General features: G+C 72.5%; 6 protein-coding genes. 3 read left to right on the forward strand and 3 right to left on the reverse strand.

The genetic code is table 11. From position 1 onward, the window contains the following. Positions 1–123 precede the first annotated feature (123 nt). On the reverse strand, positions 124–792 hold the full coding sequence (locus AX737_RS26240) for a helix-turn-helix domain-containing protein (protein WP_156453972.1): 669 nt from the start codon (positions 790–792) through the stop codon (positions 124–126). Positions 793–1095: 303 nt separating this feature from the next. On the opposite strand from AX737_RS26240, the gene AX737_RS26245 reads away from it, so the two are divergent. Further along, positions 1096–1446, forward strand: a complete 351-nt coding sequence (locus AX737_RS26245; protein WP_238230624.1) for a hypothetical protein — start codon at positions 1096–1098, stop codon at positions 1444–1446. Here AX737_RS26245 and AX737_RS33700 read toward each other — a convergent pair. Then, a complete protein-coding gene (locus AX737_RS33700) occupies positions 1437–1829 on the reverse strand; it encodes a hypothetical protein (RefSeq protein ID WP_156453971.1) in 393 nt (130 codons plus the stop codon). The two genes, AX737_RS26245 and AX737_RS33700, sit on opposite strands and share 10 nt — an antisense overlap. On the opposite strand from AX737_RS33700, the gene AX737_RS26250 reads away from it, so the two are divergent. Together AX737_RS26250 and AX737_RS26255 are read left to right on the forward strand one after the other, a co-directional pair. Next, positions 1828–3225, forward strand: a complete 1398-nt coding sequence (locus AX737_RS26250) for a cytochrome P450 (RefSeq protein WP_066926606.1) — start codon at positions 1828–1830, stop codon at positions 3223–3225. The two genes, AX737_RS33700 and AX737_RS26250, sit on opposite strands and share 2 nt — an antisense overlap. After that, the gene (locus tag AX737_RS26255) at positions 3215–5659 is read left to right on the forward strand and encodes an EAL domain-containing protein (RefSeq protein ID WP_066926599.1); all 2445 of its coding nucleotides are present in this window, start codon (positions 3215–3217) and stop codon (positions 5657–5659) included. Before AX737_RS26250 ends, AX737_RS26255 begins: the two co-directional genes overlap by 11 nt. A gap of 196 nt (positions 5660–5855) precedes the next feature. On the opposite strand, the gene AX737_RS26260 is transcribed toward AX737_RS26255, so the two are convergent. Continuing rightward, on the reverse strand, positions 5856–7619 hold the full coding sequence (locus AX737_RS26260; protein WP_066926601.1) for a monovalent cation:proton antiporter-2 (CPA2) family protein: 1764 nt from the start codon (positions 7617–7619) through the stop codon (positions 5856–5858). Between the last annotated feature and the right edge of the window lie 73 nt (positions 7620–7692).

Genomic DNA, 7692 nt, shown 5'->3' on the forward strand with positions numbered 1-7692 from the left:
AAAGCAGACCTCTCCCTATGGGAGAGGGGACCCGCGCTTCGTCCTGAGACGATGCCTCAAACCGAACCCATCAACCGGAAACGATATGAGAGGCTCCGGGCGCCCGCGGCGTCCCGCCCCCGCTCAGTCCTCGACCATCCGCCGGAGCCGGCCCCGGCGCAGGCCGACCTGCCGGCCGCCGCCGCGCACGAGCGCCCCGTCCTCCTCGAGCTGCGAGAGGGTGCGCGAGACGGTCTCGATGGTGAGGCCGAGATGATCGGCGATGTCGCGCCGGGTCATCGGCAGCGCGAAGGTCCCGGTTCCGCCCAGGCGCTCGTCGACCTCCATCAGGAACGCGGCGACGCGCTCCAGGGCCGAGCGGCGTCCGAGCAGCAGCGTGAGGTCCTGGGCGAGCCGCAGGTCGTTCGTCGCCAGGTCCCAGAGGCGGCACGCCACCTCGGCGCTGCGGGCCGCCGCCAGCTCGACCTGCCGCCGCCGGAAGATCAGCACCTTCGTCTCCGCGAGGGCCTCGGCCGTGTGACGGTGCGCCAGGCCCTGCTCGAAGCCGAACAGGTCGCCCGGGAGATGGAAGCCGGTGATCTGGCGGCGGCCGTCGCTCAGAACCTTGTGCGTGCGCACCGCGCCCTCGATCACTCTGTAGACGAACTCGGCCTCCTCGCCCTCGCCGTAGACCTCCTCCTCGCGCGCGTATGAGAACGGCGTTCCGATGATGTCCGGGCAGCCCGCGAACAGGGCGCAGCCGTGGGCGGGGGCGTGCAGGCCGGCGGCGTGCGCGGACGCCGGTGCAGGCATCGGCGGCGTGAACTCGGTGGTCATGGCGGCGCTCCTCACCCATCGGGGATGGGGGGAGAGTGGCCGCCCCGCGGAGGCCGCGAAATTCCGGACGCTCCCCTAAGCAGGTTCGCGTAAGGGTTGTTACGTAGCTGCGCGGCGGGCCCGTCGTTGCCATGTCGGACGCGGCCATGTCGGACGCGGCCATGTCGGACGCGGCCATGTCGGACGCGGCCACGTCGGACGCGGCAGGTCCGAAGCATCCGGCTCGCGCACGCCGCGGCGTTGATCTGCCGCAAGGCCCCCGCTCCCGGATCGGGCTCGATGCCGACGACGGGACAGCAACGGGACAGCGACGGGACGGGCACGATGCCGGCCGAGAGACCTCCGGACACGTATCGGATCTTCCAGCACCGGCGCGAGCCGGGGCTGTGCTGCGCCGTCCGCGAGGCCATGCTGATCCCGTACTTCGTCCGCCCGGGCGCCTGGGATTTCGGTGCGCGCGTGCGCGAGGGCGACAGCCTGCCCATCGGTTTCCAGCCCGTCCCGGCGCGGGAGGCCACGGCGGCGTTCGGCTACTACCTCTTCCACCATCCCTGCGAGACGCTGGCGCGGGCGGATTTCCGGCACTGGACGCGGGAGGGCCCCCGCCGGCTTGCGCCAGATCAAAGCTGAGCGGGACCGCCTCTCCCAGCATCGGGGCAGCCGGGATGGGGAAAGCGCGCGCCGTGCCCCACGCGCCGCGCCCTGGGCCATTCCGCGCAAGCCGCCGCGCCCGCGAAGTCCTGCGGCGGGCTGCTCGCCGCGCGGGGCGGCGTGCCGGGACCGCGCGACGGCGGCAGCTTGCCCGATGGGTTGGCGGCTCGACCCGAGACGATCGCCGGATCGATCGCCGGATTGCGCCCGCGCAAGGCAACATAGATCAGTTCGCGCGCCGGTTTTGTAAAGGATTCGCTCATCAGCGATACGGATCTTCCGGCATCGCAGCGTTCGATATCGGTCGATAGATAGAAACTTAACGGCGGCGGCGAAGGATCGACCCGGGAGGTGGCCGGCATGCCGTTCGTCGAGACATTTCGAATCTGCGAGCCGGGCAAGGCCCCGTTCCGGGATGCCGTGGCGGACGCCGTCGCGCTGCCCTCGCTCCTCGCCACGATGCTGCGCAACCTGATCGAGGCGTGGCCGCCGGAGGTCTACGACCGACCGCTCGTGACGACGCGCTTCCTCGGCCAGCGCACCACCTACGTCTGCGACCCGGCGAGCATCCGCAGCCTGCTGGTCGATCAGGCCGAGGCGCTGGAGCGCGAGCCCTTCATGCTGCGCGCCCTCGCGCCCGCGCTCGGCTCCGGCATCCTGACGGCGGACGGGTCGCACTGGCGCGGCCAGCGCAGGACGGCGGCCCCGATGTTCCGCCCGGATCGCGTGCGGGGCTTCGTGCCCGCGATGGCCCGGGCCGCGCAGGCGACGCGGTCGCGCTGGCTCCGCGCCGGCCCGCCGGACGGGGTGCGCGACATCCTTCCGGAGATGATGCGCACGACCTTCGACATCATCGTGGCCACGATGGTGTCGGGCGACAGCCAGCTCGAGGTCGAGCCGTTCGGTCGCGCCATCGACGCCTATCTGGGTCAGACCAGCTGGAAGATCGCGCTCTCGATGCTGGGCGCCCCGGCCCGGATCCCCCATCCGGGCGCGCGGGCCGGCGCCCGGGCGGCGGGCTACCTGCGGGCCGAGGTCGCCCGCACGGTGGCGCGGCGCCGCGCGCGCGGCGAGCCGGGGGCCGACCTCCTCGGCCTGCTGCTGCAGGCGGAGGATCCGGAGACCGGCCGGCCCCTGCCCGACGAGAGCCTCGTGGACAACCTGCTGACCTTCGTGGCGGCCGGCCACGAGACCACGGCGCTCGCCCTGACCTGGACGCTGCGCCTCCTCGCGGAACACCCGGAGGTCGAGCGGCGCGTCGTCGCGGAGGCCCGCGGCCTGGGCACGGATCCGGCCGCCGACCCCGAGGCCGTCGATCGCCTCGCCTACACGCGCCAGGTCGTGATGGAGGCGATGCGCCTGTATCCGCCCGCTCCCCTGATCGTCCGGCGGGCGGCGGCCGACATCCGGCTCGGCGACCGGATCGTTCCGGCCGGTCAATCCGTGCACGTCCCGGTCTACGCCCTGCATCGGCACCGGCGGATCTGGGACGAGCCGGAGGTCTTCGATCCCGACCGCTTCGCGCCGGAGCGGGCCGCGAGCCGCGACCGCTACGCCTACCTGCCGTTCGGGGCGGGCCCGCGCGTCTGCATCGGCATGGGCCTCGCCCTGACGGAATGCCTCGTCGTCCTCGCGACGCTGCTGCCGGCCTTCCGCTTCGTGCCGACGCGCCCCGGGATGCCGGCCAACCAGTTCCGCGTGACGCTTCGACCGAAGGGCGGCATGAAGATGAAGGTCGTCCCGCGCGATGTCCGCTGATCCCATCCCTGAGCGGGAGCCGCCGGCCGCGTCGTCCGATGGCCGGTCGCGTTCGCTGCTCCGCCGCATCCGCAATCTCGACGCCCTGGACGAGCTGCCGGGCCGCTACAGGCTTCAGGTCCTGTCCGGCCTGCTCGACGAGACGCTGAAGCTCGCGAACTACTCGGCCGTCACGCACCTGATCATCGCGGTCGCGGTGACCGGCTTCTTCTGGGACTCGGCGCCGCGGGCCTATCTCCTCGGCCTGCTCGCCTTCGTCGCCGTCGTGATCGCGGCGACGATCTACACGAACCGGCTCTATCAGCGCACCTACGCCGAGGCGGGCTCGGAGGCCGGCGTCACGCGCGGCTACAGGGTCGCCGGGATCCTGTCCCTCGCGCTGGGCCTCGCCTGGGCGACCATGCCGATCGTGCTGTTCGCGCCCGCCACCAGCGACGAGCGCCTGCTCGTCGTCGGCATCTCGGCCGGCCTGATCTCGGATGCCTACGTCGTCGGCCCGCTCCTGTCGGTCTCCTACCTGTTCGCCGTGCCGCTCATCGTCGGCTGCTTCGCGGGGCTGGCGCGCAGCGGCGAGCCGATCGCGCTGAGCATCGCCCTCGTGCTCCTCGTCTACGCGTGCTTCGTCGGGCTCAGCGTGAGCCGGATGAGCCGTCTGTCCCGCAGGCGCATCCTCGACCGCGTGCGCGTGGAGGATCAGAGCGAGACCATCGGCCTGCTGCTCAACGAGTTCGAGGAGAACGCGAGCGACTGGCTCTGGGAGACGGACGAGGCGGGCCGGTTCCAGCACGTCTCCGGGCGGATGGCGGAGGCTCTCGGCTGCACGATCGAGGTGCTGCAGCAGAGCTCGTTCGAGATCCTGCTCGCGACGCAGGCGGGCGCGCGGGCCGACGCGGACCGGGCCGCCGACCTGCTCGAGCACCTGCGGCTCGGCAGACCCTTCCGGGAATGTCCTGTCGCGATCCGGACGGCGGCCGGCCCGCGCTGGCTCCGGTTGACCGGCAAGCCGTTCCTCGACCCGCGCGGCGGCTTGGCGGGCTTCCGCGGGGTGGGGTCGGACATCACGCAGAGCCGCGAGGCGGAGGCGCACATCGCGCGGCTGGCCACGCGGGATTCCCTGACCGGCCTCTCGAACCGGGTCATGTTCCACGAGGCGGCGTCGGCGGCCTGCGCGGTGCCGGGACCGGCGACGGAGCCCGGGTCGGCGGCGGGCGGGCCGCACCTCAGCCTGCTCTATCTCGACCTCGACGGGTTCAAGACGGTCAACGACACCGTCGGCCACGGGGCGGGCGACGCGCTCCTGTGCCAGGTCGCCGAGCGGCTGGCGGCGGCGGCCGGGGAGGCGGGCCACGTGTTCCGGCTCGGCGGCGACGAGTTCGCGGTCCTGCATCGCGGCCGGGGCGAGGCGGAGGCGGAACGCCTGGCCGGGACGATCGTGGCGGCTTTGGGCGAGCCCTATCTCATCGAGGGCGTTCGCGCCGAGATCGGCGTCAGCGTCGGCATCGCGCGCCATCCCCAGGACGCCACGGACCCGGAGGACCTGCTGCGCAAGGCCGACCTCGCGCTCTACGGCGCCAAGGAGGCCGGCAAGGGCCGCTGGCGGCGCTTCGACCGGAACCTGGAGATGCGCGTCCAGCGCTGGCGCGAGCTCGACGGGGCCATGCGGGCCGGGCTCGCCAACGGCGAGATGGAGCTGCACTACCAGCCGCTCGTGCGCCTAGACGACGGCGCGGTGATCGGCTGCGAGGCGCTGCTGCGCTGGACGCGCCCCGGCCACGGTCCCGTCTCGCCCGGCGAGATCATCCCGATCGCCGAGAGCACGGGCTTCGTCATCACGATCGGACGCTGGGCCCTGCGGCGGGCCTGCGCCGAGGCGCTCGGGTGGCCCGCCGCCATGCGGGTGGCGGTCAACATCTCGTCGGTCCACTTCCGCCTGCCCGACTTCTTCGGGGACGTCGAGGCCGTGCTCGGCGAGACCGGTCTCGCCCCGGAGCGCCTCGAGATCGAGATCACCGAGTCGATCTTCCTCGACAACACCCCGCACGTCCTCGGCAATCTCCGCGCGCTTCGGGCGCTCGGCGTGCGCATCGCGCTCGACGACTTCGGGACGGGCTACTCCTCGCTGCGGTACCTGACCCAGTTCCCCGTCGACAAGATCAAGATCGACCGGGCCTTCGTGCGCGACCTGAGCAGCCGCCCGGAATGCCTGACGGTGATCAAGGCGATCATGGTCATCGCGAGCGACCTCGGGATCGACGTCACGGTCGAGGGCGTCGAGACGGACCAGCAGGCGGAGTTGCTGCGTGCGCGGCGCTGCAACTCGGCGCAGGGATTCCTGTACAGCCCGGCCTGCCCGCCGCGCGAGGTGAGCCGGTTGATCGAGCGCATACCGCGATCGTTCGAGCGCGGCCGGCGCGTGCTTCAGGCGGCCGGCTGAGGGGCCGAGCCGCCTGGTCCCGCCCCGGGGGCCGGCCGCGCGCCGTCGCCGGATCCGAGACGGCGGCCGTCCCCGGGAGGTGGGCCAGAGCCGTTCCCGATCGCGTTGCAATCGGGAACGGCTCTAACCTCTCGAACCTCTTGTCTTGACGCGCTCTCTTGCGCCGAACCGGCGTCCGCTTCGGCGCAAGAGCGCTCTAGCCGGCCTTGTGCAGGGCGGCCGCGTTGCCCCGGATCAGATCGAGCCCCGCGTAGATGCCGCCGACGGTCTCGAGTTCGAGGCGCTCGGCGTCGCGGCGGCGGACCTCGGCCATGATCGCCTCGGCCGCCTCCGGCTCGGCCCCGACCGTGAGCAGCGCCCGCTCGCCCAGCGCCAGGGCCGATTCCACGGTCTCGCGGACCTGGTAGGCCACCCCGGCCTGGATCAGCTCGACCGCGTGCTCCCGGTCGCGGGCCCGCGCCAGGACCGGGACCAGCGGGAACTCGGCCCGCGCGATCTCCGCGACGCGGTTGGCCATCGCGCGGTCGTCGATGCAGACGAGGATGGCCCGCGCCGTCGCCGCGCCCGCCGCGCGCAGGATGTCCAGCCGCGTGCCGTCGCCGTAATAGACCTTGAAGCCGAACCCCTCGGCGAGGCGGATGTTCTCGGCGCTCGTGTCGATGATCGAGACCGGGCAGCCCTGCGCGATCAGCGGCTGGCTGGCGATCTGGCCGAAGCGGCCGAAGCCGACGACCAGGGCGCTCCCGACGAGATCCTCGGGCGCCTCCACGCCCTCCGTCGAGGGGGATGCCTTGGGCCCGAGGCGATCGAAGGCGATGACCATCAGGGGCGTCATCGCCATCGACAGGATGATCGTCGCGGTCAGGATCGCGTTGGTGGTGCCGTCGATGATGCCCGCCCCCGCCGCGGCCGCGTAGAGCACGAAGGCGAACTCGCCGCCCTGCGCCATCAGGGCCGCGCGCTCCAGCCCCTCGGCGTGCGAGGCCCGGAGCGCCCGGGCGATCCCGTAGATGGCGAGGCTCTTCACCAGCATGTAGGCGGCCACGCTCGCGAGGATCAGGCCCAGGTTGGCGGCGATCACCGCGAGGTCGAGGGACATGCCGACGCCGAGGAAGAACAGGCCGAGCAGGATGCCGCGGAAGGGCTCGACATCGGCCTCGAGCTGGTGGCGGAAGCTCGATTCCGAGAGCAGCACCCCGGCCAGGAACGCCCCCATCGCCATCGAGAGGCCGCCGAGCTGCATGGCGAGCGCCGCGCCCAGCACGACCAGGAGGGCGGCCGCCGTCATCACCTCCCGCGCCTTCGCGGCGGCGAGCAGGCGGAACATCGGGTTGAGCAGCCAGCGGCCCGCGGCCACGAGCGCGGCGACCGAGAGCAGCGCGATCCCGATACCCCAGGCGCGCTCCGCGCCGCTCGTCTCGCCGCCGCCCGGCGCCAGCAGCGCCACCGCGGCGAGGAGCGGCACGATCGCGAGATCCTCAAGCAGCAGGATCGCGACGATGCGCTGGCCCTTCGGGGTCGAGAGCGTCCCCCGCTCCTCGAGGAGCTGCATCACGATCGCGGTGGAGGTCAGCACGAAGCCGGTGCCGGCCACGAAGGCCACGGCGGGCTGGAAGCCCATCGCGACGCCCACCAGCGTCAGGGCCGCGATGCAGGCGCCGACCTGGACGAGGCCGAGGCCGAAGATCGCGCGGCGCATACCCCAGAGGCGGGACGGCTCCATCTCCAGGCCGATGATGAAGAGGAACATCACGACGCCGAGTTCGGCGACGTGGAGGATCGCGTGGGCGTCGGTGAACAGGCCGAGGCCGAAGGGGCCGATGGCCAGCCCGGCCAGGAGGTAGCCCAGCACCGAGCCGAGCCCGAGCCGCTTGAACAGCGGAACCGCGATCACGCCCGCGGCCAGCAGGGACACGACCTGGACGAGATCGCTCGCGGTACCGGAGGCTTCGACGGCCATGGCGTGGTCCATTCTCTGAGGGCAGGGGTGCCGGGCAGGGGTGCCGGGCAGGGGCTGTCTCTTATACACATCT

Origin of the sequence: Methylobacterium sp. CCH5-D2 (genome assembly GCF_001556475.1) — a bacterium.
Lineage (GTDB): Bacteria > Pseudomonadota > Alphaproteobacteria > Rhizobiales > Beijerinckiaceae > Methylobacterium > Methylobacterium hispanicum.